Annotated in this window: 25 protein-coding genes and 2 pseudogenes; 15 read left to right on the top strand and 12 right to left on the bottom strand. The window is 63.2% G+C overall.

The window, feature by feature from the left end; genetic code table 11:
• Positions 1-155 precede the first annotated feature (155 nt).
• Positions 156-605, bottom strand: a pseudogene (locus QO034_RS15145) (transposase); the annotation flags it as partial.
• A 468-nt stretch (positions 606-1,073) separates the two neighbouring features.
• Here QO034_RS15145 and QO034_RS15140 point away from each other — a divergent pair.
• Positions 1,074-1,385, top strand: a pseudogene (locus tag QO034_RS15140) (transposase); the annotation flags it as partial.
• On the opposite strand, the gene QO034_RS15135 reads toward QO034_RS15140, so the two are convergent.
• Positions 1,377-1,592 carry a hypothetical protein gene (locus tag QO034_RS15135; RefSeq protein ID WP_284486369.1) on the bottom strand — a complete coding sequence of 72 codons (216 nt, stop codon included), beginning with the start codon at positions 1,590-1,592 and terminating at the stop codon, positions 1,377-1,379. The pseudogene QO034_RS15140 and the gene QO034_RS15135 overlap by 9 nt on opposite strands.
• A gap of 296 nt (positions 1,593-1,888) precedes the next feature.
• On the opposite strand from QO034_RS15135, the gene QO034_RS15130 reads away from it, so the two are divergent.
• From QO034_RS15130 to QO034_RS15115, 4 genes are read left to right on the top strand one after another with little or no spacing between them, the layout of a single operon-like run.
• The gene (locus tag QO034_RS15130; protein ID WP_284486368.1) at positions 1,889-2,752 is read left to right on the top strand and encodes an MBL fold metallo-hydrolase; all 864 of its coding nucleotides are present in this window, start codon (positions 1,889-1,891) and stop codon (positions 2,750-2,752) included.
• 37 nt (positions 2,753-2,789) lie between these two features.
• Complete coding sequence (locus tag QO034_RS15125; RefSeq protein WP_284486367.1) at positions 2,790-3,218, top strand: YeeE/YedE family protein; 429 nt, start codon at positions 2,790-2,792, stop codon at positions 3,216-3,218.
• Positions 3,218-3,649 carry a DUF6691 family protein gene (locus QO034_RS15120; RefSeq protein WP_284486366.1) on the top strand — a complete coding sequence of 144 codons (432 nt, stop codon included), beginning with the start codon at positions 3,218-3,220 and terminating at the stop codon, positions 3,647-3,649. Before QO034_RS15125 ends, QO034_RS15120 begins: the two co-directional genes overlap by 1 nt.
• A gap of 9 nt (positions 3,650-3,658) precedes the next feature.
• Entirely contained in the window at positions 3,659-4,084 is a 426-nt protein-coding gene (locus QO034_RS15115; protein ID WP_284486365.1) for a TIGR01244 family sulfur transferase, read from the top strand.
• Between the two features lie 145 nt (positions 4,085-4,229).
• On the opposite strand, the gene QO034_RS15110 is transcribed toward QO034_RS15115, so the two are convergent.
• From QO034_RS15110 to QO034_RS15090, 5 genes are all read right to left on the bottom strand, one after another.
• The gene (locus QO034_RS15110; RefSeq protein ID WP_284486364.1) at positions 4,230-5,384 is read right to left on the bottom strand and encodes a FliM/FliN family flagellar motor switch protein; all 1,155 of its coding nucleotides are present in this window, start codon (positions 5,382-5,384) and stop codon (positions 4,230-4,232) included.
• 89 nt (positions 5,385-5,473) lie between these two features.
• The gene (locus QO034_RS15105; protein ID WP_284486363.1) at positions 5,474-8,152 is read right to left on the bottom strand and encodes a sensor histidine kinase; all 2,679 of its coding nucleotides are present in this window, start codon (positions 8,150-8,152) and stop codon (positions 5,474-5,476) included.
• Positions 8,149-8,475, bottom strand: coding sequence for a hypothetical protein (locus tag QO034_RS15100; RefSeq protein WP_321170017.1), 327 nt, complete (start codon positions 8,473-8,475; stop codon positions 8,149-8,151). Before QO034_RS15100 ends, QO034_RS15105 begins: the two co-directional genes overlap by 4 nt.
• A complete protein-coding gene (locus QO034_RS15095; protein WP_284486362.1) occupies positions 8,472-8,852 on the bottom strand; it encodes a response regulator transcription factor in 381 nt (126 codons plus the stop codon). Before QO034_RS15095 ends, QO034_RS15100 begins: the two co-directional genes overlap by 4 nt.
• Before the next feature lie 82 nt (positions 8,853-8,934).
• The gene (locus tag QO034_RS15090) at positions 8,935-10,242 is read right to left on the bottom strand and encodes a short-chain fatty acyl-CoA regulator family protein (protein WP_284486361.1); all 1,308 of its coding nucleotides are present in this window, start codon (positions 10,240-10,242) and stop codon (positions 8,935-8,937) included.
• A 231-nt stretch (positions 10,243-10,473) separates the two neighbouring features.
• Between QO034_RS15090 and QO034_RS15085 the strand changes: the two genes are divergently transcribed.
• From QO034_RS15085 to QO034_RS15060, 6 genes are all read left to right on the top strand, one after another.
• The gene (locus QO034_RS15085; RefSeq protein WP_284486360.1) at positions 10,474-11,838 is read left to right on the top strand and encodes a substrate-binding protein; all 1,365 of its coding nucleotides are present in this window, start codon (positions 10,474-10,476) and stop codon (positions 11,836-11,838) included.
• 88 nt (positions 11,839-11,926) lie between these two features.
• Positions 11,927-12,958, top strand: coding sequence for a branched-chain amino acid ABC transporter permease (locus QO034_RS15080; protein WP_284486359.1), 1,032 nt, complete (start codon positions 11,927-11,929; stop codon positions 12,956-12,958).
• Positions 12,959-12,962: 4 nt separating this feature from the next.
• Positions 12,963-14,156 (top strand): branched-chain amino acid ABC transporter permease, encoded by a 1,194-nt coding sequence (locus tag QO034_RS15075; protein ID WP_284486358.1) that lies wholly within the window; start codon positions 12,963-12,965, stop codon positions 14,154-14,156.
• Positions 14,157-14,168: 12 nt separating this feature from the next.
• Positions 14,169-14,924 carry an ABC transporter ATP-binding protein gene (locus QO034_RS15070; protein WP_284486357.1) on the top strand — a complete coding sequence of 252 codons (756 nt, stop codon included), beginning with the start codon at positions 14,169-14,171 and terminating at the stop codon, positions 14,922-14,924.
• 11 nt (positions 14,925-14,935) lie between these two features.
• Positions 14,936-15,691: an ABC transporter ATP-binding protein gene (locus QO034_RS15065; RefSeq protein WP_284486356.1), complete on the top strand. Its 756-nt coding sequence runs from the start codon at positions 14,936-14,938 to the stop codon at positions 15,689-15,691.
• Positions 15,692-15,928: 237 nt separating this feature from the next.
• Positions 15,929-16,198 carry a hypothetical protein gene (locus QO034_RS15060; protein ID WP_284486355.1) on the top strand — a complete coding sequence of 90 codons (270 nt, stop codon included), beginning with the start codon at positions 15,929-15,931 and terminating at the stop codon, positions 16,196-16,198.
• A gap of 7 nt (positions 16,199-16,205) precedes the next feature.
• On the opposite strand, the gene QO034_RS15055 is transcribed toward QO034_RS15060, so the two are convergent.
• The 3 genes from QO034_RS15055 to QO034_RS15045 are packed head-to-tail and all read right to left on the bottom strand — an operon-like array spanning position 16,206 to position 19,671.
• Positions 16,206-17,009, bottom strand: coding sequence for a 3-hydroxybutyrate dehydrogenase (locus QO034_RS15055; protein WP_284486354.1), 804 nt, complete (start codon positions 17,007-17,009; stop codon positions 16,206-16,208).
• Entirely contained in the window at positions 17,006-18,514 is a 1,509-nt protein-coding gene (locus QO034_RS15050) for a class I adenylate-forming enzyme family protein (RefSeq protein WP_284486353.1), read from the bottom strand. The genes QO034_RS15055 and QO034_RS15050 overlap by 4 nt, the downstream gene beginning before the upstream one ends.
• Positions 18,511-19,671 (bottom strand): acetyl-CoA acetyltransferase, encoded by a 1,161-nt coding sequence (locus QO034_RS15045; RefSeq protein WP_284486352.1) that lies wholly within the window; start codon positions 19,669-19,671, stop codon positions 18,511-18,513. Before QO034_RS15045 ends, QO034_RS15050 begins: the two co-directional genes overlap by 4 nt.
• Before the next feature lie 85 nt (positions 19,672-19,756).
• On the opposite strand from QO034_RS15045, the gene QO034_RS15040 reads away from it, so the two are divergent.
• The 4 genes from QO034_RS15040 (at position 19,757) to aat (ending at position 22,937) form a co-directional block, all read left to right on the top strand.
• Positions 19,757-20,293, top strand: coding sequence for a LuxR C-terminal-related transcriptional regulator (locus QO034_RS15040; protein ID WP_284486351.1), 537 nt, complete (start codon positions 19,757-19,759; stop codon positions 20,291-20,293).
• Positions 20,294-20,438: 145 nt separating this feature from the next.
• On the top strand, positions 20,439-20,927 hold the full coding sequence (gene accB, locus QO034_RS15035) for an acetyl-CoA carboxylase biotin carboxyl carrier protein (RefSeq protein ID WP_284486350.1): 489 nt from the start codon (positions 20,439-20,441) through the stop codon (positions 20,925-20,927).
• A 9-nt stretch (positions 20,928-20,936) separates the two neighbouring features.
• Positions 20,937-22,289, top strand: a complete 1,353-nt coding sequence (accC, locus tag QO034_RS15030) for an acetyl-CoA carboxylase biotin carboxylase subunit (RefSeq protein ID WP_284486349.1) — start codon at positions 20,937-20,939, stop codon at positions 22,287-22,289.
• Positions 22,290-22,304: 15 nt separating this feature from the next.
• On the top strand, positions 22,305-22,937 hold the full coding sequence (gene aat / locus QO034_RS15025) for a leucyl/phenylalanyl-tRNA--protein transferase (RefSeq protein WP_284486348.1): 633 nt from the start codon (positions 22,305-22,307) through the stop codon (positions 22,935-22,937).
• On the opposite strand, the gene QO034_RS15020 is transcribed toward aat, so the two are convergent.
• Both QO034_RS15020 and mlaD read right to left on the bottom strand, forming a co-directional pair.
• Complete coding sequence (locus QO034_RS15020; protein WP_284486347.1) at positions 22,901-23,266, bottom strand: DUF2155 domain-containing protein; 366 nt, start codon at positions 23,264-23,266, stop codon at positions 22,901-22,903. The genes aat and QO034_RS15020 overlap by 37 nt on opposite strands.
• Complete coding sequence (mlaD, locus tag QO034_RS15015) at positions 23,263-23,715, bottom strand: outer membrane lipid asymmetry maintenance protein MlaD (protein WP_284486346.1); 453 nt, start codon at positions 23,713-23,715, stop codon at positions 23,263-23,265. Before mlaD ends, QO034_RS15020 begins: the two co-directional genes overlap by 4 nt.
• Between the last annotated feature and the right edge of the window lie 3 nt (positions 23,716-23,718).

Genomic DNA, 23,718 nt, shown 5'->3' with positions numbered 1-23,718 from the left:
CCGAATGATGCGTGTGGCCCGCCTCGACATGCGCCACAACACGTTGCCGAAGCTCGATTGGATGAGGTTTGCCCATGATGACCGCCCTTGCTTGTTTTCAAACAAGGAATCACGTTTCAGATCAGTTGGACACCCCGAATCCGATCAAAGGCAAACCGCTCTAGCCGAGATACCGTCTTGGCTGAGAAGCCGGTCGCGTCCGGGCCCAGTAGCGCCTTGAGTGCCGCGCCCATCTCGCCCGTAGAGATGCCCTTGAGGTACAGCCAGGGCAGCGCCGCCTCGATCGACTTCGCCTTGCGGACGTAAGGCGGGACCAGCGCCGAGCGGAATGCCACCGGCGCGCCCGTCTTGGAGCGCACCTTCGGGATCTGGACCGTGACCGGGCCGATCCCGGTCTGCACGGCGCGTTCGGGGTGGTGTCCGTTCCGAACAACCGCTGCCCGGCCCTCCGGGGTGCGATGTTTCGCAAACTCGGCCAGGAATGCGTCCAGCTCCGCCTCTACAGCCGTTTGCAGAAGCTCCCGCGCGCCCTTGCGCAGAAGATCCGTCAGCGGGTCCGACACGGTGTCTCGACCGGAAAATTCGATGATGGTAGCGTCATCCATGGTGGTGCGTCCTCGATGGTTGGGGGTTTGTTTGGCGACATCAAACCAACCAGATGCACCGCCAGCGTTCAAACCGCCCAAACACCAGATTCAGCCATAGCTCAAAATCGATCTGCGCGTTGCAGATCAGAGAGACCCGAAGCAATGGGACATCTATCTTGTTCCCACCTTTCATGGGTCTGACGCGATTATTGAGGGAGAGTTTCGCTGGGCATCGGATCGATTGAGCAAAGCACGAGCTTCGAACTTGCAGCGCAGACCAAGCACCATGCAGAAAGGTATTCGCGGGAGACAACCTGTTATACCTATTCCTGCATCTCAGATTTCTCTCGATGACGTGTATGCAGCGTTGGATGTGACGCCCCCTCACGAACCACAAGCGTAGGTCTGGCTTCCAATCTACTGCTTGAGCCTCAAATTCGCGCCCGGCCCGAGGGTGGGTGCGGAACGCGCCCGCCCTGGGGGGGGCGGGTCGGGCGTAAGATCCACATCGGCATCGACGAAGAAACACTGGAGATCCGCGCCGTGGAGATCACCGGGCGCCATATCGGTGATGCGCCGGTGCTACCCGATCTGCTCAGTCAGATTCCAGAGGACCAGGAAATCGGCAACGTTACGGCAGACGGCGCCCACGACACGCGCAAATGCCACGACGCCATCGCCGATCGGGGCGCTCATGCCGTCATTCCTCCCCGAAAGAACGCGAAGCCCTGGAAAGCCGTCACCGCTGGGGCGATGGCCCGGAACGAAGCCCTCCGCGCGGCGAAATACCTAGACCGGCAGGTTGTCGAAACGCTCCTCGATCGCCTCTTCGACCAATACGGCGTCCAGCCGGCGCATGCGCATCGGAACATCTTCGCCTTCGGCTTTCAGCTTGTACAAAACCTTGGAAAACTGCGGCTGCAAGGTCAACCTGTCAGCCGGCCCTGCGCTGACGATCATCCGTTCCAGGTTTTCGGCTTTCTTCTTCAGGTCTTCGATGGTCATGATGGATCCTCCCGGTTCTGTCGCAGGTTCTCTGTGCCCGTCAGAAGTAACAAGCGCATGATGGAATGGCATCCCGTAGCACCGCCCGCGCGCCGGATCTTGCCGACGCAAAGCCACCCACCGAAACAACCGGCGACAGTGACCTGACTATTGCATCGAATCCGGGGCCCGCGTTGACTCAGGTCAAACACCGCCGAAACCGCGGCGATCGAATCGGACAGTTGCGGGGGCTTGATACATATGCATCAATTGTTATATGTTTTCCGACAGCGACCCGAAAGCGAACGGAGACTCCCATGACACCTCACGTCAAAGCCTTTTTCGACGACGCCACCAACACGGTGTCCTACGTGGTGCGCGAACCCCAGGGCCGTGCCTGCGCGATCATCGACAGCGTTCTGGATTTCGATCACGCATCGGGGCGGACGAACACGGCCTCTGCCGATGCGATCGTGGCCTATGTGCGCGAGCAGGATCTGAACGTGGAATGGATCCTGGAGAGCCATGTCCACGCCGACCACCTGTCGGCCGCGCCCTATATTCAGGAAAAGGTCGGCGGCAAGATCGGGATCGGCGACCAGATCACCGTGGTGCAGGACACCTTTGGCAAGGTCTTCAACGAAGGCACCGAATTCCAGCGCGATGGCAGCCAGTTCGACGCCCTGTTCAAGGAAGGCGACAGCTTTCACATCGGACAGATGCGCGGTGACGTGCTGCATACGCCGGGACATACCCCGGCCTGCCTGACCTATGTGATCGGCGACGCGGCCTTTGTCGGGGATACGCTGTTCATGCCCGATTTCGGCACGGCGCGCTGTGATTTTCCCGGCGGATCGTCCGAAATGCTGTTCAGGTCGATTCAGAAGATCCTCGCCCTGCCGGACAACACCCGGATCTTCGTCGGCCATGACTACAAGGCGCCGGGCCGGGACGAATACGCCTGGGAAACCACGGTTGGCGAACAGAAAGCGTTGAACGTCCATGTCGGCCAGGGCCGCAAACTGGAAGATTTCAAGGCGATGCGCGATGCCCGCGATGCGACGCTTCCGATGCCGCGGCTGATCCTGCCGTCGCTTCAGGTCAACATGCGTGCCGGTCAGATGCCGCCCGCCGACGAGCAGGGCGATGTCTTTCTGAAACTCCCGGTCAACAAGATCTGAGCCAGAACGCGAAGCGAACACAAGGAACATACAAGAAATGCAACAGGATTGGATCTGGGGCCTGGTCGGCGGTGGGCTGATCGGCCTCGCGGGGGCGGTTTATCTGCTGGGCAACGGCCGCATCATGGGCGCCAGCGGCATCATCGGCGGGCTGGTTGACGGAAGCGGCCGCAATACGGCATGGGAACGGCTGGCGTTCCTGCTGGGCGTCGTCGTCCTGCCGATCATCCTGACGCCGCTCTACAATGTTTCGATCGCCACCCACATCACCGACAATTGGGGCGTGATCATCGCGGCCGGCCTGCTGGTCGGGGTCGGATCGCGGATCGCCAACGGCTGCACGTCCGGTCACGGTGTCTGCGGCATCTCGCGGTTCTCGCTGCGCGGGATCGTGGCCACGGTTTTCTATATTCTGGCCGGAGGCCTCGCCCTTGCGGTCTTCCGTCACGTTCTGGGGTTGATCTGATGCGCATTCTTCTGTCCTTGCTGTCCGGCAGCCTGTTCGGCGCCGGCCTGTTCGTCTCCGGAATGACCGACACCCGAAAGGTTCAGGGCTGGCTCGACGTCTTCGGCGATTGGGATCCCACCCTTGCCTTCGTGATGGGCGGAGCGATCATCCCGATGTTTTTCGCCTGGCGTTTGACCGCTGGTCGCACCCCGCTTGCCGGGGGCGCCTTCCCGGAACTGCCAAGGCCCGAACTCGACCATCGGCTGATCATCGGATCGGTGCTCTTTGGCGTCGGCTGGGGACTTGCCGGCTTGTGTCCCGGCCCGTCCGTCGCGTCGCTCAGCTATGGCGGGGCCGGAGGTCTGGTCTTCATGGCTTCCATGCTGGTTGGAATGGGCGCGGCGCCGACCATCGCACAGCATCTGGACAGGCTCGCCACGCCGGCGTAATCATCCGGCATGGAATTGCGCCCTCTCTCCCCCCGCTACAGCGTGTCGCCGCAGATTTCGGCCGAAGATGTTCCCGCGCTTGTGGGCGCGGGCATATCGCTCGTGATCTGTAACCGGCCCGACGAAGAAGTCCCGCCGAGCCACAAGGCCGACAAGATCGGCGCCGCGGTCCGGGAGGCCGGACTCCGGTTCGAAGTGCTGCCCCTGACCCATCAGACCATGACGCCGGAAAACATCGCGCGCCAGCGCGACCTGATGGACGGCGCGGACGGCCCGGTTCTCGCGTATTGCGCTTCGGGAACCCGCTGTTCGGTAATCTGGGCGCTGGGACAGGCCGCGACGCAACCGGTGGATGATATCCTCGCAAGCACCGCGGCGGCCGGCTACCAGCTTGACGGCTTGCGCCCGGCCCTGGAACAGCAATCGCAACGCTGACATCGCCCGACGTTTCCAGAACAGTCGCCGATCGGGAGCCGAGACCTGATCTCGCGGTTCCTGCAAACCGCATGGCGCAGACCCGAAGCGCAGGCGAGCGGCGCATCTGGTGCCGCCTCGGGCCGCGCATCCAAAGGTCCGAAGCTCAGTCGATGGTCAACGGCAGATCGTCGTATTCCATTTCATCCCGCGACAGCCCGGCCAGGGTTGAAATCTCCTGAGCCGCCTCATCGGGGGTCATGCCGGCAAGGGCATCGTCGGTGTCGTGTTCGACCGGAAAATCATCCAGGGAGCCGGCGGGGGCCTGTGCCTTTGCCGGCTCCGCGACGGGCGCCAGTTCGCCATCCAGGATATCCGGATCGTTCTTGAAAGACGGCTGCGCACCGATGTCCGCGGCGAATGCCTTGGGTTCGGGCGTGCTGGCCTGCCGGAGGCCAGTTTCATTCAGCCGCAAGGCCCGCAGACCATTGATCTGCCCAAGCCGGCCGGCCGCGACGCCATGGCCCGCAATCGTCACCAGCTCGGTGCGGTCCAGATGTTCCTGAACCAGGGGCAGAATGTCCCCCGGCTTCATTCTGGACAGGTCCGACAAGGACATTTTCACCGTGCAGATCACGGCCGTAAGTTCGGCTCTCGCCATCTCCACCGCCTGCCCGAGCCTTGGCCGCGACATGTCCGGCGGAACGCCGTCTTCGGCTGCCGCGATCTCTTTCGGTTCCGGGAGCATCAGGGCCACCGATCCCTGTTGCGGCCCGCCGCCGAATTCAAGCGTCAGTTCGAAAAGCCGGAACGGCTGCGTGTCCAGAACCAGCTTTGCCGCGCGGGCGCTTTCGGCCCTGGCGCCGAAGCGGTAGCCGGACAGGCATCTGATATCCAGGGGCCGGTCCGCCATCTCGGCCGCACGGGCGATCGTCGCGTCGATCAAGGGGGCCGCCAATGCGGCATCCGTCGCGGTGAACGGTCTCTCGTCCGGGGCCGCGCCGGTCAGACAGCCCATGGTCTGTTGCTGTATCAGCGACACCAGGAAGGCGCGATCCAAAGCGGCAACGCCCAATTGTCCCTGCGGTCCGTCCAGAAGGATCAACAGGCGGTCGTCCGGCAGATAGGGGTCGAGTTCGTCCTGCGGGAGCCTGGCCTGGCTCAACCCGATGACCGAAAGCGGCAGGCTGAACAGATCATCGGCGGCGCGGGCGATGGCGACGCGAAGCGCCGCCGCAGCCGACCGGCCGTTGCTGGCCGCCGAGTCGCGGCTCGCGTCCATCTTGCGCTGCAATGCTGAACTTGATCCCGGTTTCGCCATCAGCTCCGACCTGCCCCACGGGCATTGACACCCTCCGGTCTAACGCGGGCGTGGTTACAAATGTCTTTACGCATCCGGGAATTGGAGGCTCACTCCGCCGCCACGCGCACCGCCGCGGGCAGGTCGACGCGAAATGCACCGCCCCCCGTTCCGGGCAGATAGTTCACGTTTCCGTCCAGCCGCTGCATGATCTCGCGGCAGATGGCCAGACCCAGACCCGCCCCACCGGCCTTTTCCGCGCCGACACGGGCGAATTTCTCGAAGATGAAATCCTGCGCCTCGTCGGGCAAGCCGCTTCCATTGTCCAGAAAGTCGATCACCAGACCGTCGTTCAGGCACCGCACCTCGATCCGCAATTCGGGGGACTCCGCGTCGCAGTATTTCTGGGCGTTGGCGATGAGGTTGATGAAGACCTGCGCCAGCCGGTCCAGATCGGTAGTCAGTTCAATCGCCTCGTCCTGCCGGTTCCGCCTGACGGTCAGCGTATCCCCGGACCCGGCAAGCGCCGCCGATTCGGCGCGATCCAGAACGTCGGACAAAAGGCCGCTGCGCATGTTAAGGCTGACCTGTCCGCTTTCCAGAACGCTCAGGTCCAGAAGATCGTTGAGCAGCCGGGTCAGGCGCAACGCTTCACCATGGATGATCGCCGCGTAGCGCACCTGCTCTTCGGTCGCCAACCCGTCCGTGTCCCGGAGGATTTCGGAAAACGCCCGGATCGAGGTCATTGGCGTGCGCAGTTCATGGCTGACCTGGCTCAGAAACGCGTCCTTCTGCGCCGAAAGCCGGGTCAGCTTCTCGTTGGCCTCCCGCAGTTTCCGCGCGGTGCGGCTCAGTTCGGCGGATTTCGCCTCGAGCTGGCTGGAATATTCGAGCAATTGCGCGCTTTCATCCGCAACCGCCAGCAGATCCTCGACCGACACCGAAGATCCTCCGACGATCTGTCCGACCATGGCATGGGCGGTCGCGGCGCCGACCGACCCGGCCAGTTCCCGCTCCAGCTGTTCCAGAAAGGCCGGTGTCGGTTCCGGCAGATGACCGTGCACGCCCTGCCCCGCCGCCGCCCGATAAAACAGGTCCTGTGCCTGATCGGCACCGAGAATGCGCTGCGCCATGATCATCAGGTCTTCGCTTTGCGCCACCGATCCGGTCCACCCGCGCGGCCCGGCGGAATGGTCGAACACGTTCACATATTGCGCGCCCTGCAACCGTTCCAGCGGACTGGGAAAACTCGCCAGCGAAACAGCACAGAACACCGCCGCGTTCAGGGCCAGGCTCCACATCACGGAATGCACCATGGGATCCATCCCGCCGATCCCGAAAAGGGCCTGCGGGCGCAGAAAGCCAATGCCCATCAGACCGTCGGTCAGCACCGACTCTGGCATCAGCCCGCCGCCAAGGGCCGGAATCAACAGGGTGTAGACCCACAGGGCGAACCCGACCAGCAGACCGGCAAGCGCGCCGGTCCGGGTCGCCCCGCGCCAGAACAGCCCGCCGACGAGCGCCGGGAGGATCTGTGCGATCCCGGCAAAGGCGATCAGTCCGATCGACGCCAGCGCCACCCCGCCGCCGGACAGGCGGTAATAAAAATAGCCGAAAGCCATGATCGCGGCGATCGAAATGCGCCGCGACAGCAGCACCACGTTCCGCACATCCCCCGACACCGACGCGCCGCCGCCCCTGGACGACAGCCAGATCGGCATGACGATGTGATTGGAAACCATCGTCGACAGGGCCATCGCGGCCACGATCACCATCGACGTGGCAGACGAGAAACCGCCGAGGAACGACAGCATGGCCAGACCTTCGCGCCCCTGGCTCAGCGGAATGGTCAGGACGAACATGTCCGGATTTGTCCCCGCCGGCATGATACCGAGCCCAACGACGGCAATCGGCACGACGAACAGGCTCATCAGAAAGAGATAGAGCGGAAACGCCCAGGCCGCGGTGCGCAGATGACGTTCATCGTCGTTCTCGACCACCATCACCTGAAACATGCGGGGCAGACAGACAAAGGCCGCCGCCGCCAGAAAGGTGATCGTCGCCCAGCGTCCCGGATTGACCTGCCAGGCCCCTATGGAAGACGCGTCGATCATGTCCATCATCGGGGCGACGCCCCCCGCGAGGCCCCAGACGACGAACACGCCGACCGCCAGAAGGGCAACCAGCTTGACCACCGCTTCCAGCGCGACGGCCGTGACGACCCCGTGGTGGCGTTCGTTCGCATCGAGGTTCCGGGTTCCGAACAGAATGGCGAACACTGCCAGCCCGGCCGTCACCAGCAGAACGCTCTGGCCTTCGGCATAGCTCGCCCCGGAATCCGCATCCGCGAAGATCGAGAAGGACAGGGTAACGGATTGCAGTTGCAGCGCGATATAGGGCGTCACCCCGACGACCGCCAACAGGGTCACACAGATCGCCAGGGCGTTGGACTTGCCGTAGCGGGACGAGATCAGGTCGGCGATGGATGTGACCCGCTGGCTGCGCCCGATGCGCACGAGCTTGCGCAGACCCCACCACCAGCCCAGCATGACCAGCGTCGGCCCCAGATAGATGGTGACGAATTCGAGCCCCGAGCGGGCGGCGTATCCCACCGCCCCGTAAAACGTCCACGCCGTGCAATAGATCGACAGGGACAGGGTATAGACGATGGGAGAGCGCAGCCATGTGCTCTTGCCGCGGGCCGCCAGCCGGTCCGCCGCGAATGCGACGATGAACAGCAGTGCGACATAGCTCAGGCACACCACCACCAGCAGGTTCAGGGAAGTCACCTGCTGCGTCCCTTGCCAAGCGGGCTGTCGCTCCCTGTCCACAGCCGGGTGCTGAGACCGAACAGGGCGATGGTCGCGATCAGAACCAGCCAGGCTGAAAAGATATAGATCATCGCATCGGACATCGAGACCGCGCCCTCCACCGGATCGTCTCCGGGCCGCGGCACCGGCCACAGCAGGGGAACCGCCAGCAGCAGGGCGCCGAACAGCGGCAACAGGCGTGCCGCATCCATCAGCCGGCGCCGGCGATAACTCTGGCGTTGCAGGAACACCGCGGGCGCGCTGCGTCCGTTCAGATCCGGGCCGTCCGCCGGATCGGTCACGGGCGCGATGCCTGCGCCAGAAGATCCCGAACCGCCGTCACGACCTCGGCATTGGAAAACGGCTTGGTCATGAACCGGCTCACACCGGCCTTTTCGGCCATGTCGCGATCCCGCGATTGTCCGCGCGCCGTCAACATCAGCACCGGAAGCTCGGCGAATTCCGGAATGCCGCGCACGTCGCGCAACACGTCCATGCCGCTTTTGCCGGGCAGCATCAGGTCCAGGATCACCAGATCGGGCTTTGCCGCCTCGATCACCTGAACCGCGTCGGTTCCGTCGCAATGAGTGTCCACCCGCCATCCGTCCCGCGTCAGCAGGAAACGGATCGCCTCAATGATGTTCGGCTCGTCCTCGATCAGCAGCACATGTCGGCTCATCCAAGCCCTTCTCCCCCGGTGCGCGATTTGGCGGCGCACCATTATTGCTTTTCGTCAGCTTAACCCTGCGATCACGGAGCTGTCAAAACCCTTCGTTCAGGATGGACGGTTCCCGTCTGGCGCGGCAATCTCCCCTTGGGCAGACGCGGCAACTGCTGCCCACCGGCTGCACGTCCTGATCCGGCGGCGCGCCGCCCTTCACCGGCAGGATCAGCATGGTGGACTGGAACAGAGGGTCCGCATCGAACACCGGCCGAGACACCGGCTGCGCCACCGCAAGGCAATCGAACAGCATCGCCGACCGCCCAAGCTGCGACACCCGCCGCCTGATCGGAACCATTGGCCGGGTGAAGGCCGCGAACACCGGCCAGAGCGGACAGGACGCGCCGAACCTCGGCAAGGCAAACCCGTCGATCTGCTTGCGATACACGATACTGCCCGAGGCATCGCAGACGACAAGCCCGACCTCGCCCGCCAGAACGCCTTGCGGCATGGTGGCCAGCCGCCGGAAGACCGCGGCCAGGTCGACGTCAAACTCCGCGGCCAGCGCGAGCGGATCCTGCCCGAGGCGCGTCAACGCCGCGCGAAATGCCGCCAGCGGCATCGACCTGGCGTCCGCCGCGTAGCGCGTCAGGACCGCGCGGCCGATCATGCGCGCCGCGCGCGACGTCAGTTCCGGTGCATTCTCGACCAGTTCGTCAGGTTCCGCGCCGGTCTTTTCAATGGCCTCGAAGAAATGGCCCTGCCCGGCGACGAAGGCTTCGACCTCTTCCTGCGGCGCCCCACGGCGATCCTCCGTCTCGCCGCTTTCGTCGAGATAGGCGACCAGCGCCTTGCTGCTCTCGGCCAGACGCAGGCTGTCTTCGTTCAGGTTCCGGTGAAAACGATCGCGCCATTCCTCTTCCAGTTCGCCGGTTTCGGCCAGGATCGACGCGGTGGAGCGGATTGCCGTCGCAGTCGACAGCACTTCATGCAGCGACGCGGCGAGATGCGGATCGTGGGTCAGGCGATCGGACAGGGTTTCGACAGTGCGTTCCAGCGAGGCGATACGCCGGTGGTTGGCGGCAAGGACCTCCGCCCACCCCGGAAACCGCCCCGCGAATTCATCGACACGGTCGATTTCGGCAGCGACGGCGCCCGCATCCGCGGCAGCTTCCCGCAGGGTCGCGATCAGGGCCGCCTCCGCGCCCTGGGTCAGCATCGACAGTTCGACACCCAGCACTTCGGCGATGTTCAGCAGCAGCTTGCCGCCGATTCTGCGGCGGTTGTGTTCGATGAGGTTGAGGTAGGACGCGGAAATTCCCACCTGCCGTGCAAGATCCGCCTGCCTTAAACCTGCGATTGAGCGCCGTTCCCGTATGCGGCTGCCGGTGAGCGTGTCGCGCGCCATGTCGGACCAATCCCCTTTTCACCGGCTTATCAACGGCTTTCTGCGATGCAACATAATCATATTTACAGAAGCGCATTCCGGTCTGTGTATTTATTTACAGAATTATTGTGCTTTTCAAGGGAGTTATTGCGAAATTTTCCAGCCCCTCTCAATAATGATTTTGCACAATAGTGCTCGTGCCGTGCGGGAAGAGGAACCGCACCGCACCTTTCACGAAACGGGAGGGAATAAATGTCCAAGTCGAACTTTACACGCCGCGGGTTGCTCAAGACCGGCGCCGTTGGCAGTGCAGGCATCGCGTTGCCCACGATCTTCACAGCCGGCTCGGCGTCCGCGTTCACCAACGCGCCCACCGGCGGTTCGGTCACGCTGGGCTTCAACGTGCCTCAGACCGGCCCCTACGCAGACGAAGGCGCCGATGAGCTGCGCGCCTACGAACTGGCGGTCGAGCATCTGAACGGCGGCGGCGACGGCGGCATGTTGAGCACCTTCAGTTCCAAGGTTCTGGACGGCACCGGCATCCTGGGCAAGAAGGTCGAGTTCGTCACCGGAGACACCCAGACCAAGTCCGACGCCGCCCGCGCCAGCGCCAAGTCGATGATCGAAAAGGACGGCGCGGTGATGATCACCGGCGGTTCCTCTTCGGGCGTCGCCGTGGCCGTTCAGGGCCTCTGCCAGGAAGCCGGCGTCATCTTCATGGCCGGCCTCACCCATTCCAACGACACCACGGGCAAGGACAAGAAGGCCAACGGTTTCCGCCACTTCTTCAATGCCTACATGTCAGGCGCGGCCCTCGCGCCGGTGCTGCGCAGCCTTTATGGTGACGACCGCCGCGCCTACCACCTGACCGCGGATTACACCTGGGGCTGGACGCAGCAGGAATCGATCCAGGCCGCGACCGAAGCCCTGGGTTGGGAAACCGTCGAGAACGTGCTCACCCCGCTCGCCGCGACCGATTTCTCCTCGTATATCGCGCCGGTTCTGAACTCCGGTGCCGACGTTCTGGTTCTGAACCACTACGGCGGGAACATGGTCAACTCGCTGACCAACGCAGTTCAGTTCGGCCTGCGCGAAAAGCAGGTGAACGGCAAGAACTTCGAGATCGTCGTGCCGCTCTATTCCGAGCTGATGGCCAAGGGCGCAGGCGCCAACATCAAGGGCATCGTCGGCTCGCAGAACTGGGACTGGAAACTCGAGAACCAGATGGGATCGCGCTACACGGGCACCAACGCCTTCGTGAAATCCTTTGGCGAAAAATACGGCTTCCCGCCGTCCCAGGCCGCGCAGACCTGCTATGCGCAGGCGCTGCTTTACGCCGATGCCGTGACCCGCGCGGGCAGCTTCGACCCCTGCGCCGTGGTCGAAGCGCTCGAAGGGTTCGAGTTCGACGGTCTCGGCAACGGGCCGACGCTCTATCGCGCCGACGATCACCAGTGCTTCAAGGACGTGCTGGTCGTGCGCGGGGCTGAAAACCCGAGCAACGAGTTCGATCTCGTTGAAATCGTCGAGGTCACTCCGGCCGAGCAGGTCACCTATGCGCCGGACCACCCGATGTTCGCCGGCGGCGACCTGGGGTCCTGCAACCCCGGAGCCTGATCCGCAAACCCGGTCGACCGCGCGAGGCGCGGTCGACCATGCCGTCTGACACGCAACAGATGCCAGCCCGGACCAACAGGTGGGGACAATGGACGCAATCATCCTGCAAATTCTGAACGGCCTGGACAAGGGATCGGCCTATGCGCTGATCGCCCTGGGGCTGACCCTGATCTTCGGCACGTTGGGCGTGGTCAACTTCGCCCACGGCGCCCTGTTCATGATCGGCGCGTTCTGCGCCGTGACCCTGAACAAGATCCTGACCCTCGGCTATATCACCATAGACGAAACCCAGAAGGACTTTCTCGGCAATCCGCTGAAGGTGGAAAACACCTATGTCGAGACCTGGTTCGGCCCGGAACTGGGCGCGGCCATCATCGACTGGTCGGTCCCTCTCGCGATCCTGTTCGCGATCCCGGTGATGGTCGCCATCGGCTTCATCATGGAACGCGGCCTGATCAAGCATTTCTACAACCGGCCCCACGCCGACCAGATCCTGGTGACGTTCGGCCTGGCCATCGTCCTGCAAGAGATCATCAAGTATTTCTATGGCGCCAACCCGATCCCGACCGGCGCGCCGGAGGTCTTTCGCGGGTCGCTGGATTTCGGAGTGCTGCTGGGTTTTGATCCCAACGTGATCATCTATCCCTACTGGCGCCTGGTCTATTTCCTGTTCGCAGCCGCCATCATCGGCGCCGTTTTCGCGTTCCTCCAGTTCACCACCTTCGGCATGGTGGTGCGCGCGGGGATGGCCGACCGCGAGACCGTCGGCCTGCTCGGCATCAACATCGACCGCCGCTTCACCATCATGTTCGGCATCGCCGCCGCCGTCGCGGGGCTGGCGGGCGTGATGTATGCGCCGATCAACTCGCCGAACTATCACATGGGCATGGATTTCCTCGTGCTGTCCTTCGTCGTCGTGGTCGTCGGCGGCATGGGCAGCCTGCCGGGCGCGGTGCTGGCCGGTTTCCTGCTGGGCATTCTGGAAAGCTTCGCCTCGATGAACGAGGTGAAAAGCCTGCTGCCCGGCATCGACCAGATCATCATCTACCTGGTCGCAATCATCATTCTGCTCACCCGCCCGCGCGGCCTGATGGGCCGCAAAGGCGTGATGGAGGAATAATCCGATGCTCGGACTCGACAAGCGTGACGCCACCCTGCTGATCATCGTCACCCTGCTGACCATGTTCGCCCCCTTCATCCTGAACCCGTTTCCGGAGGGATCGGCCATGGCGCAATTCAACGCCGGCTATCCCGACCTGATGCAGCGGTTCGTGATCTTCGGGATCTTCGCCGTCGGGTTCAATATCCTGTTCGGCCTGACCGGTTATCTGTCCTTCGGCCATGCCGCATTCCTGGGCGTCGGGTCCTATTCCGCGGTCTGGATGTTCAAGCTGCTGAGCATGAACGTGGTCCCGGCGATCATCCTGGCGGTCATCGTCTCCGGCCTTTTCGCGCTGGTCATCGGCTATGTCAGCCTGCGCCGCTCGGGGATCTATTTCTCGATCCTGACGCTGGCCTTCGCCCAGATGTCCTTTGCCCTGGCCTATTCGGTGCTGACGCCGATCACCAATGGCGAAACCGGGCTGCAGGTCTATAACGACGATCCGCAATACCTGATGGGGCCGGACAGCCCGACCGTGACGAACCTGTTCGGTCTCGAAATGCGTTCCACCTACACGCTGGACATGGGGCCATGGTCCTTTGACTTCAACGCGGGCTACTACATGTGCGCGCTGTTCATGCTGGCGGCTGTCTACCTGTCCATCCGTATCTTCCGGTCGCCCTTCGGTCTGATGCTGAAGGCGGTGAAGTCCAACCAGCAGCGAATGAACTTCACCGGGTTGAACACCCGTCCCTACACACTGGCGGCCTTTGTCATCTCGGGCATGTATGCCGGGCTGGCCGGGGGGCTGATGGCCTCCATGGACCCGCTGGCCGGGGCCGAGCGCATGCAGTGGACCGCCAGCGGCGAGGTGGTTCTTATGACCATCCTCGGCGGCGCCGGCACGCTGATCGGGCCGATCCTGGGCGCCGGGTTCATCAAATACTTCGAAAACATCTTTTCCAAGATCAACGATTCCGTGCTGCACCAGTGGTTCGCCTTCATGCCGGACGGGCTGGAAGACTTCATGGTCTTCATCATCCACCCGTTCATCGGCAAGGGCTGGCATCTGACCCTGGGCATCCTGTTCATGCTGGTGGTGATCTTCCTGCCCGGCGGGCTGGTCGAAGGCGGCCAGCGGATCGCGGCCTGGCTCCGCAGCAAGACCCCCGGAGCCAAGGACGAGACCACAAAATCCACAGAGCCTGCGGAATAGGGAGACAGTCGCATGGGAATCCTTGAAGTCAAAGGCGTGAACAAGCGCTTCGGTGGGTTGCAGGCCCTTGGAAACGTGAACCTGTCGGTGAAAGAAAACACCGTGCATGCCATCATCGGCCCCAACGGCGCCGGCAAGTCCACGCTTTTGAACTGTCTCGTCGGCAAGCTGATCCCGGACACCGGCAGCGTCATGTTCGACGGCCAGTCGGTGCTTGGACGCGCGCCATACGAAATCAACCAGATGGGTATTTCCCGCGTCTTCCAGACACCGGAAATCTTCGGGGATCTCACGGTCATGGAAAACATGATGATCCCCTGTTTCGCCAAGCGCGACGGGGCGTTCGAACTGAATGCGATAACCTCGATCCCGTCCCAGAAGGACGTGGTCGAAAAGGCCGAAGCGATGCTTGTCGACATGAAAATGATCGACAAGCGCGACATGCATGCCGCGGCGATGTCCCGCGGCGACAAGCGGCGGCTGGAAATCGGCATGTGCCTGTCCCAGGAACCGCGCCTGCTGCTGCTGGACGAACCGACCGCCGGGATGGCGCGGGCCGACACCAACAACACCATCGATCTCCTGAAACAGATCAAGGAAGACCGCGATATCACCATCGCGATCATCGAGCACGACATGCATGTTGTGTTTTCGCTGGCCGACAGGATCACGGTTCTGGCGCAGGGCACGCCGCTGGTCGAAGACGACCCGCAGAACATCAAGGGTAACCCCAAGGTGCGCGAAGCGTATCTGGGCGAAAGCGCGTAAGGGAGAGGACCATGAACGTCAAACCGGACTTTTCCAAGAACGCCAACATGGCGACCACCGCACCGGCGTTTCTGTCGGTTTGGGACGTGCATGCCTATTATGGCGAAAGCTATATCGTTCAGGGCATCAGCTTCAACGTGCACGAAGGCGAGATTCTCGCCCTCCTTGGGCGCAACGGGGCCGGCAAGACATCGACCCTGCGCTCTATCGCCCGGCTGGGCAACCCGCAGGTGAAGCACGGCGAGATCTGGCTCGATCACCAGCCTTTGCACAACATGACCAGCTACGAGGCCGCGACTGTCGGACTGGGCCTTGTCCCGGAAGACCGCCGCATCTTCGCCGGGCTCACGGTCGAGGAAAACCTGAAGCTGGCGCAGATCGCCCCGCCCGTGGGCTGGTCCATCGAACGGCTCTACGAACTTTTCCCGCGCCTGGGCGAACGCCGCAACCAGGAAGGCGTGACCCTGTCCGGTGGAGAACAGCAGATGCTGGCCATTGCGCGGGCTCTGGCCCGCGACATCAAGGTATTGCTGCTGGATGAACCCTATGAAGGTTTGGCCCCGGTCATCGTGGATGAGATCGAAAAGACGCTGATCCACATCAAGGAACAGGGCATGACCACCGTCATCGTGGAACAGAACGCCGTGCGCGCGCTGGAACTGGCGGACCGCGCGGTTATCCTGGACACCGGCGGCATCGTGTTCGACGGGTCCGCCGCCGAGGTTCTCGGAAACGCGGATCTTAGGGCCGAATATCTGGCGATCTGACCGGGCGCGGGGCGACTGCTGCAAGAGTGGATGCGAAGCCAGCCAAAATGGAACCGGCCTCGCCGCCGCTACCCCAGAAAGGCCGGAGCATCGGGAGGCCATTTCAGACATCCGGCTTTTTAATCGTTTTCGAGTATCGATCCTTTGTCGAAAACGTCCGGCTTCAGGAATCGTTAACCCGGATTGAAATATCATGATGCTCGGGTGAGGGCTCCGGACAGTAGTTGGAGCTATCGAATGAACTTTCCTATCGCTTTGCCTGCCTTGGCCCCGCAGCCGACCGGGCATCCGGCATCACTGCCGCCGACGCCGCCAGAACCCGCCTCCGATCAGAAAATCGCGCAACCGGCAGCCGGGTCCGGTTCTGCCGAGACGCACCAGCGCGACCATGCCGCGCAGAAGGAACAGAAAACGGCCCCGCCTTCGGCCATTCAGATCAAGATCATGGAGATCCTGGAACAACAGGCCAAGGAAATGGCGGAAAACGCCGAATCCGCGTCCGAGTGACCCGACGCTATTGCGCGGTCCAGCCACCGTCGACCGGAATCGCCGCCCCGGTGATATTGTGCGCCACCGGGTTGCACAGCCAGAGCGCCAGAGCGCCGATTTCCGACGGGTCCGACCCGCGCAGGCTGGGCTGCTTTTCCTTCATCAGATCCGCGATCGCCGCATCCCTGTCTCCGCCGAAGGACGCCAGCCGTTCCTCGATCTGCGGTTCGATGATGGCGGTATTGGTCCAGCCGGGGCAGATGCAATTCACGGTCACGCCGCCTTTCCGGCTGTCGCCCTGCGCCGCATATTCCAGCGCCGCGACCTTGCTCAACCCGATCAGGCCATGCTTGGCGGCGACATAGGGCGCCTTGAACTTGCTGGCGACCAGACCGTGCACTGAAGAGATGTTGATGACCCGGCCATAGCCGCGTTCGGCCATCGCCGGCATGGCGGCCTGCATCGTGTGAAAGGCCGCGCTCAGATTGATCGCAAGAATTGAATCCCAGGTCTGCGCCGGCATGTCGGCCAGGGGCGCGGTATGCTGAATGCCGGCGTTGTTCACCAGGATATCGGCCCCACCCCAGGCATCAACGGCGGACATCAGTTCCGCGATGCGATCCGGATTTCGCAAGTCGCCGTGAAAGAATTCGGCCTGCGGCGCGCCGGCCTTTCGCAGGTCCTTGCAGGCTTCCTCGATCTGCATGTCCCCGGCGATGCCATGCACCGCGATCCGCGCGCCCGCCCCGGCCAGCGCCCGTGCGATGGCCAGACCGATTCCCTGAACCGATCCCGTGACCAGCGCGGTTTTTCCCGTCAGATCCGTCATGTATCTTCCTCCAGCATCCGGCGCAGTTCCGTCTTCAGAACCTTGCCATAATTGTTCTTCGGCAGGTCGGGCAGCCGCAAATACTTCTTTGGCCGCTTGAACCGTGCGATGTTGTCGATGCACAGCGCATCCAGTTCCCCCGGATCGGCATCGCCCACCACGAAGGCCACGACGATCTCGCCCCAATCCGGATGCGGATGCCCGACGACCGACACCTCGCGCACGCCCGGATGAGTCAGAAGCACCTCTTCCACCTCGCGGGGGTAGACGTTGGAGCCGCCGGTGATGATCATGTCCTTGGAACGGTCCTGCATGGTGACATAGCCGTCTTCGTCCATGAACCCCATGTCGCCGGTCATCAGCCACCCGCCTTTCAGCGCCTTCGCCGTGGCCTCCGGATCCTGCCAGTAGCCCGGCATCACCACGTCGCCGCGCACCATGATTTCGCCCGGCTCGCCCTGTGCGGTCCATGCGCCGTCCGGTCCGCCGATCCTGACCTCGACCGGCGCCTGTGCCCGACCGACGCTGGCAAGCCGCTGTTTCCAGCGCGGATGGGCGCGGTCGCAAACGTCGTGGCGGGACAGTGCGGAAATGCCCATCGGACATTCCCCCTGCCCGTAGATCTGAACGAAGACCGGGCCGAAATGCGCGACCGCCTCGATGATGTCGGCGCCATACATCGGCCCGCCGCCATAGACCACCGTCCGCAAACCTTCGCCGGTTTCCCCGGACCGTTTCGCCGCTTCGGTCATGCGCTTCACCATCGTCGGTGCCGCGAACATCTGCGCATTGCCGAAGTGGCGCGCGAGATCGAAGATTTCCGCCTCGTCAAAGCCGCCCGATTCAGGGCAGACATGGCGCGCCCCGACCAACACGTGAACAATGTTGTAGATCCCCGCCCCGTGGCTCATCGGAGCGGCATAGATCGCCGCGTCTTCGGCATGGACCGCATCCACATCGACCGGGTAGGCCAGCGACATCGCGATCAGCATGCGGTTGGTGATCATCACGCCCTTGGGGCGACCGGTCGTTCCGGACGTGTAGAACAACCAGGCCAGATCGTCCGCCGCCCTTTCCACCGGTTCCGGCAGCGGGTCGCATTGCTGGATCGCCCTGTAGTCCGCGCCATCCACGAGAAGCGTTTCCATCCCGGAGTCGACCTCCAGCAGCGTTTCGAACAACCCTTCGGAGGCAAAGGTCAGCCTGGCCTCCGCATTGCCGATGATGAACGCTGCTTCGCGGCCATGCAGCTTGGCATTGATCGGCACCGCGACGGCACCGGCATACCAGATCCCGTATTGTACGATCAGGTAGTCGGGGCAATTCTTCATGAAGATCGCAACGCGGTCTCCGGGCGCGATACCCCGTCCGGCGAGCCAGCCGGCCACCTCTGCGGCCCGGCGATGGAATGTGGCATAATCCGCGACCATCAGACGCCCGAGGAACAGGGCGGGGCGGTCCGGGTGCGCCGTCGCCTGCCGAAACAGCCAATTTCCCAGATTCATGCCTTGGTCCCTTCCAGAATGCTGGCATAGTTCGCCACGCCCGATCCGCCCATGTTGAACACCAGCCCCAGTTCCGCCCCCGGATGCTGCATCGCGTCCGCCTGACCCAGCACCTGCCGCGCCACGAGCGTGTGCATCGACACGCCGGACGCGCCGACCGGGTGCCCCTTGGCTTTCAACCCGCCGCTCAGGTTCACCGGCAGGCGCCCGCCCGCATGCACGACACCGCCTTTCAGCAGATTGGCGGCATGTCCATGCGCGGCCAGGCCCATCGCTTCGTAGATCATCAGCTCGGCAATCGTGAAACAGTCATGCACTTCGGCGACATCGATGTCCGAAACGGTGATCGACGCCCGGTCATACGCGGTATGGATGGCGCGGCGCGGTCCTTCGAAGGCCAGCAGATCGCGTCTCGACATCGGCAACAGATCGTTCACCTGCGCCACCCCGCGCAAGTGAACCGCCTTGGCCACATCGCCAAGCCTGTCCTCCGCCACCAGCACCAGGGCAGCGGCGCCATCGCTGACCAGCGAGCAATCCGTTTTCTTCAGGGGCGCGGCGATGATCGGGTTGCGGTCCGAAACGCTGGCGCAGAACTCTTCATCCATCGGTTTCTGCAACTGCGCCAGCGGGTTGTTGACGGAATTGCCATGGTTCTTCGCGGCGATCCGGGCAAGCGCGCGGCTCTGATCCCCATAGCGATCGAAATAGGCCTGCGCGAATTGCGCGAACACACCGGGAAAGGACAGGCCCGCCTCTTCCTTCTGATAGGCCGCATGCCCCAGGGCGGCGGCGACCTCCGCATTGGCGAGATGGGTCATCTTCTCGACCCCGATCACAAGGGCGACCCTGGCTTCGCCGGCCAGGATCGCCTGACGGGCGGCAAACACCGCGGCAGAACCGGAGGCGCAGGCGTTTTCCAACCGCGTCGCGGGCTTGAACCGCAGGTCCGGATCGATCTGAAGCGCCAGCGAGGACGGGAATCCGTCGGCCACCAGCCCTCCGTTGAAATGGCCGATCCAGATGCCGTCCACGTCCGCGCCGCTCAGGCCTGCGTCGGCCAGGGCTTCGCGACCGGCGGACACGATCAGATCCTCCAGCCCCTGATCCGCGAGTTTGCCGAATTTCGTGTGGCCCCAGCCTGCGATATAGGTCATGTCGGAATCTCCTCCTGTTGAGCGGATCCTATCGTCCGCCGGCACGGCTCTTCAATTCCGTAGAAATACCCGACACAATCACACCATGAGCGACGTCGCATTCGAACATGCCCCGATTGGCCTGGCGGAACTGGAAAACCGCGTCATACGGCGATGCAACGCCGAATTCGCCACGAGCTTTGGCGGGCAGACCGGCGAATTTGCCAACATGCCGATCGTGTCGCTCTATCCCAGCCAGGCGGAATTCGACCGGATCGGCACGCGCGGCCTGATCGTTCTGCAAAAGACCGGCCGCTACATGGACGAACGGATCATGCGGCGCCTGTCCGGCGATCTGTTCTGGTGCCGCGTCCGGGGTCAGTCCCTGACGCCGGAAGACCCGTTTCGTCACGGGATCTGGTCCTTTGCCGACATGTCTGCCGAACGGCCCGTCGTGACGTTGACGCCACGCGAACGGGAAGTCGCCATGCTGACCTGCCGCGGCCGCTCCGCGAAGGAAATCGGGATCGAACTGGAATTGTCGCCCCGGACCGTGGAAACCCATCGCGCCCGGCTCCTGGACAAATTCCAGGCCCGGAAACTGGCGGAACTGGTTTCCAAATTGTCCGGAATGCCGTTTTGATCCCGACAACTCTGGAAATTCGCCGGGTTTGCCGCCATGGTGAGCCGACCCAAGGGCGCTTTTCACGGCAGAAACCATCGCCTATAAGCGCCGTCAGGAAAATCCCGCAACACAGACGGGCAATGCAGAACCGGTCGAGGACAACATGACAGACACCAAACACGAGTCGGACGTGGCATTCATCAGAGCTCTGGCCGAATTGCTGCGGGAAAACGACCTCACGGAATTGCAGGTGAAGCGCGACTATGGCGAGGACGACAGCCTGAACGTGCGCGTCAGCCGGGCCGCCCCCGCGGCGGCCGTCGTCGCCCCCGCGCCGGCGCCGGCCGCCGTATCCGCGGCCCCGGCACCCGTGGCCGCCGCAGCGCCGACCGGCAACAGCGACGATCCCGCCAGCCATCCCGGAGCCGTGCTGTCGCCGATGGTCGGCACCGTCTACATGCAGCCCGAACCGGATGCGCCCGCCTTCATGACCGTCGGCGCGAGCGTTTCCGAAGGCGACACCCTGCTGATCGTGGAAGCCATGAAGACGATGAACCATATTCCCGCCCCCAGGTCCGGGATCGTGAAACGCATCCTCGTCGAGGACGGCGCGGCAGTGGAATACGGCACCCCGTTGGTCATCATCGAATAAGGCAATCCCATGTTTGAAAAAATCCTGATTGCCAACCGCGGCGAGATCGCCTTGCGCGTGGTGCGGGCCGCGCGCGAGATGGGGATCGCCACGGTCGCCGTGCATTCCACGGCGGACAGCGACGCGATGCATGTGCGCATGGCAGATGAAAGCATCTGCATCGGCCCGCCTCCCAGCCCGCAGAGCTATCTGTCCATTCCGGCGATCATCTCCGCCTGTGAAATCACCGGGGCGCAGGCGATCCATCCCGGCTATGGCTTCCTGTCGGAAAACGCCAATTTCGTGCAGGTGGTCGAAGATCATGGCCTGACCTTCATCGGCCCCACCGCCGAACACATCCGCATCATGGGCGACAAGATCACCGCCAAGGACACCATGAAGGCGCTCGGCGTGCCCTGCGTGCCCGGCAGCGACGGCGGTGTGCCCGATCTCGCTACAGCGAAACGGATCGGCGAAGAAATCGGCTATCCGGTGATCATCAAGGCCACCGCCGGCGGCGGCGGCAAGGGCATGAAAGTGGCCCAGAGCGCGGCAGACATGGAACGCGCGTTCCAGACAGCCCGCGCCGAAGGCAAGAGCAACTTCGGCAATGACGAGGTCTACATCGAAAAATACCTGACCACGCCGCGCCACATCGAAATCCAGGTCTTCGGCGACGGCAGGGGCCAGGCGGTGCATCTGGGCGAACGCGACTGTTCGTTGCAGCGCCGGCACCAGAAAGTGTTCGAGGAAGCGCCCGGTCCGGTGATCACCGCGCAGGAGCGCGCGCAGATCGGCAAGGTCTGCGCCGATGCCGTGGCCAAGATCAACTACATCGGGGCCGGCACGATCGAGTTCCTGTATGAGGATGGCGAATTCTACTTCATCGAGATGAACACCCGCCTGCAGGTCGAACACCCGGTGACCGAAGCCATCTTCGGCGTCGATCTGGTGCGCGAACAGATCCGGGTGGCCGAAGGCCTGCCGATGTCCTTTACGCAGGACGATCTTTCGATCAATGGTCACGCGATCGAAGTTCGGATCAACGCCGAGAAACTGCCGAACTTTTCCCCCTGCCCCGGCCGGATCACCCAGTATCATGCGCCGGGCGGTCTTGGCGTCAGGATGGATTCCGCGCTTTACGACGGCTATTCGATCCCGCCCTATTACGACAGCCTGATCGGCAAGCTGATCGTGCATGGCCGCGACCGGCCCGAGGCGCTTGCGCGTCTCAACCGGGCGCTGGGAGAGTTGATCGTCGACGGGGTCGATACCACCGTTCCGCTGTTCCACGCGCTTCTCAAAGAACCGGACATCCAGAACGGAAGCTATAACATTCACTGGCTGGAACACTGGTTGGAAACCCATCTGGCCGACGGATAGGCCGGGCGGAATCGCATGGCCTTGACCCCGGAACTGCTGTTGCAAGGCTATGCCATCGGCATTTTCCCGATGGCGGAACATCGCAACGACGCCGAAATCTTCTGGGTCGATCCGAAGCGCCGGGGCATCATTCCCCTGGATGGGTTCCGGCTGTCGCGCTCGCTCCGGCGGCGTCTCAGGAATTGCGGTTTCCGCGTCACGATCGACACCGAATTCCCCGGTGTGGTCGATGGGTGCGCAGATCGCGCCGAAACCTGGATCAGCACCGAAATCCGCCAGCATTACCTGTCGCTGTTTCACGCTGGACACGCCCATTCGCTGGAGATCTGGGAGGGCGACGACCTGGTCGGCGGCGTCTACGGTGTCGCCATCGGGGCGGCGTTTTTCGGCGAGAGCATGTTCTCGCGCCGCAGGGATGCGTCGAAAATCGCGCTCGCCTATCTCGTGGATCGTCTGAAGATGGCCGGGTTTCGACTGTTCGACACGCAGTTCCTGACCGCCCATCTCGCTTCGCTGGGCGCGGTCGAAATCACCCGCGCCGAATACCACCGCCGCCTGAGTTCCGCCATCGAGGCGCAGGCCGATTTCACCGGCCACCGGATACCGTCACCTCAGGAAGTTATACAGCGCAACACCCAGACATCGTAGCGGCTGTGATCCAGGGCGTTCAAGGCCGGGGAGGACGCGATCATCCATCCCTGAAACCGCACCTCTGTCTGGCCGGTGTCAAGTATCGTCAGGAAAGCGAACGCGTCCCCGGACGGGTTGTCGGCCGGATATCGGCAATCCGCCAGGTCGATGGTCAGGCCGAACAGTTCGGCGCGCCCGCCCTGCGGAACCTCGATGTCCTGCGTCTGCCCGTTTACCTTGTCCAGACCGCGCAGCACCGCTCCCCGCCCGGACACCGCCCGGTCCTGCGCCGTGGCGGAAAGCGACAACGTCAGGACGAATGCGGCCGAAACGATTGCCCGGATCACTCCGCGTCTCCGCTGCCGGCAACGAATTTGATCAACAGGGAAATCAGGCTCACGGCACCCTGCGTGTCCTCGATTTCGGCGCCGGGATCGAAGAAGAAGGGCGACCCGCCCGGCACGATCTCGACAAAATTTCCGCCCAGCAGCCCTTCGGAGGCCACGACGACCGCGCTGTCGTCCGGCACTTCAATACCATTCTGCACGGAGAAACTGGTGTCCGCACGGTAGGTTTCGGGGTTCAGCTCGACCTTCGTCACCGTCCCGATCTTGACGCCGGCCATACGCACGTCCGTCCCGACGCCGACGCCCTCAAGCGACCGGAAGCTGGCGTTCAGCTGATAGCCGTTGCCGCCGGTGGAAAAGCCGGTCGCCTGGCCGGCATAGATGGCGAAGGCCAGCGCGCCGGCAAGAACGACGCCGCCGACCAGGACTTCGGTGGTATTGTGCGACATGGT

The organism is Sedimentitalea xiamensis (genome assembly GCF_030164465.1).
GTDB classification, from domain to species: Bacteria; Pseudomonadota; Alphaproteobacteria; order Rhodobacterales; family Rhodobacteraceae; genus Sedimentitalea; species Sedimentitalea xiamensis.
This window is presented reverse-complemented; position numbering and strand designations above follow the sequence as displayed.